A 2961-nucleotide genomic window follows, 5' to 3' on the forward strand; every position below is an offset into this window, starting at 1 on the left:
CTTCCTGCCGACGATGAGCTGCGTCCCCATCGCAATCGTCGCGACCGGCTCGAAATCGGCGATGACGTCGTAGGGCAGCTTGAAGATCGCACCATTGAGCACATGCGTGCCCCAATGGCCGATGGTGATCGTCGTGCCGTCAGGGGTTGCGCGCGCGACGCGGGCGCCGGCGATGCTGCCGGAGGCGCCCGCGACGTTCTCGACCACCACCGTCGTGTGCAGCTCGGCAGCGATCCGTTCGGACAGGATTCGCGCCAGCGTGTCGGTCGGCCCGCCCGCCGCAAACGGCACCACGAGCGTAATGGGGCGCGATGGAAACGGCTGGGCGCCTGCCGGCGCGGTCCCTGCCGCGCATCCGATCAACACGCCAATGACGATCAGATGACCGCGTAGTCCGCCCCACAGCCCCCGCATCGTTCTCCCCACCCTTTTTGCCGCCCGCATCTTGTCAGCGGGCTGAAGCCGGAGTGAACGCTGCCGCGTGAGCGGAGGCAAGGGAGAAGTTCGTCGAGCCTCTATCCGGCCGCCCGCCGCGGGGTCAGGGTGGCCGCGTTGTCTGCCGGCGGCGCGATCTGCATCAGGATGGTCTGGGTCGCGGACGCGACCTCGATGCCGTTCTGCTGGAAGCGCTGCTTCATGCGGCGGTTGAACTCGCGCTGGACAGGCCAGCGGCCGGCCTCGGTGCAGCGGATCTGGCCGACGATCGACACCATCGCGCCATCGACCTTGTCGACGCCCCAGAGTTCGAGGTCGCCGCGGATCAGCGCGCGGAAGTCACCCTCGCGGCGCATCTCGTCGACGATGTCCTTGAGGATCTGACCGGCGCGGTCGGTGTCCTCCTTGTAGGACACGTTGACGCTGACGGAGGCGTTGCCGGCACCGCGACTGGCATTGGTGATGGTCGTGACCGCGCTGAACGGCACGATGTGCACGGCGCCGTCGCCCGCGCGCAGGCGGATGGTGCGGATCGAGACGTTCTCGACGACGCCTGAGAGCCCCGACACGCTGACATTGTCGCCCACCTGCACCGTGTTCTCCAGCAGCAGGAACAGGCCGGTGATGAGATCCTGCACCAGTTTTTGCGAACCGAAACCGATGGCGATGCCGACGATGCCGGCACCTGCGAGCAGCGGGGCGACATTGACGCCGATCTCACTGAGCGCCGTGAGGCCGACGACGGCGGCGATCACGCAGAGCAGCGCGGTGCGCAGCATCGGCTGGAAGGTGCGTAGGCGCGCGGCGCGCGCATAGTGCCCGTCCCTGGACAGCGCATTGATCTGGCGATCCAGCAGCGCATTGCTGATTTCCCAGATCGCCGCGGCGATAAACACGGCAATGCCGATCGTCACCACCGCCGAGATCAGCCGGCCGCCGATCTGGCCGCCATAGAACCAGACAATGGCATCCACGCCCCAGACCTCGAGCACGGCCACGAAGCCGATGAAGGCGATCACGCCGGATACGATCTTGCGCAGCAGCGGCAGATAGCGGTTGGCACGGATTTCCAGCCCCGGAAAGCGCTGCAGGATCTCCGGCTTGATGCGGAAGCCGCGGTCGATCAGGCCCAGCGTCAGCATGATGGCAATGCGCGTGATCAGCGCCACCACGATGGTTCCGACGAAATATTGCAGCAGCAGCGCATAGCCGTTGCGGATGTTGAGCGCCCACACGGCCCACAGCGCAAGATCGAGCGCGATCGCGAGATAATGCCAGCCACCGGCGATGCGGTTGCGCAGGCGCGCCGCAATCCCCGGCCGCTCGGCGGGCGCGCGAATGGCTTCGGCGACCTGGCGGCGGCATTGCAGGATGATGACGACGATGAAGAGATGCACCACCAGCATCACCATGCGCAGCAGCGCGGCGTAGCCGGCGCGATGCAGACCGAGCAGCAGCGCCACATTGGCGAAAGCGATGCCGGAGACGCCGACGGCGACGATGCGTCGTGCCCAGATCTCGATATAGGCCGCGGTCTCGGCCCGAACCGGAAACAGGCCGAACGGCCCCACCAGCGCGCGGACCACGCAGATGAGCCCGCGCGAGAACGCATAGGCGTTGCCGACCGCGAGAATCACGAGGCGGACGGTCGTGGGCTCGCCGATCTCCGTTCCGAGCAGCGCGGTGGCGATGCCCACGAAAACGAACACGGGAAGCAATTCGAGCACCAGGCGCCCCAGCACGAAGGGCAGCCGCAGCAGGACTTGCCAGATCCGCATCAGACTGTGGCGACGCTTGTGCAGTTCGGGCGCCGGGGTGACATCGGCCACCGATGACGGCGGATCGGCGACGAGCGTCGCGTGCGCCGGCAGATGCGCGGTCTGGGGCACGCGTCCTTCCAGGAACGCGACCGGACGGCGGATCAGACGAAAGATCACCCATTCGGCGGAGAGGGCGCAGCCGAGCACCAGCGCGAGCTTCCAGGCGATCTCGATCAGGAGATTGTAGGCCGCGGGATCGTTCGCGGTTCGCACGATCCAGTAGTAGAAGGCCGGGAAGTGTGTGAGCGTCCGCGCCGCGCTGGCGATCTCACCCGAGATCTCGCCGATCTGCTCCGATACCGTGAGCAGGAGCTGCGCACCGAGGCCGTCGGCCGAAAGCGGGATCGGCGATTTCTGTTCGGGTGCGGACGACGCAGGCTGCTGCTGACCTGATACATTCGCGATCGCGCGTAGCGTGTCGATCATCTGCGCGCGCTTCTGGTCGTCCTGCAGCGTCTCCAGCGCGCGCCTGGCCTCGTCCGGCGATAGCGTGGCCGCAGCATTGGTCGCCGGCGCACGCTGCTCGGCGTGGGCGCCGGCGAGAGACGAGATGGCGAGGAAGAGCGCTGCGAGGAGCGCCGAGGCAAGCTTATGCGACACGAGGATTCCTTGAAAAATGAATGCGCCCGCGGCGACGGGGCCGTCACCGCCGAAGCACGTGCGTCATGTCGGATGGTTGTTATTCGCCCCGGCGCTGTGTCGGAAG

At 66.9% G+C, this 2961-nt stretch carries 2 protein-coding genes; both read right to left on the reverse strand.

Annotated features, from left to right (window positions below):
* Positions 1 to 414 (reverse strand): Bug family tripartite tricarboxylate transporter substrate binding protein (locus tag AC1D00_RS34385; protein WP_477013739.1); only part of this gene is annotated, 414 nt, incomplete at its 3' end.
* A 101-nt stretch (positions 415 to 515) separates the two neighbouring features.
* A complete protein-coding gene (locus tag AC1D00_RS34390; protein WP_477013740.1) occupies positions 516 to 2855 on the reverse strand; it encodes a mechanosensitive ion channel domain-containing protein in 2340 nt (779 codons plus the stop codon).
* Positions 2856 to 2961 lie beyond the last annotated feature (106 nt).

The sequence above is a fragment of the Bradyrhizobium sp. P2_E8 genome, from assembly GCF_056403875.1.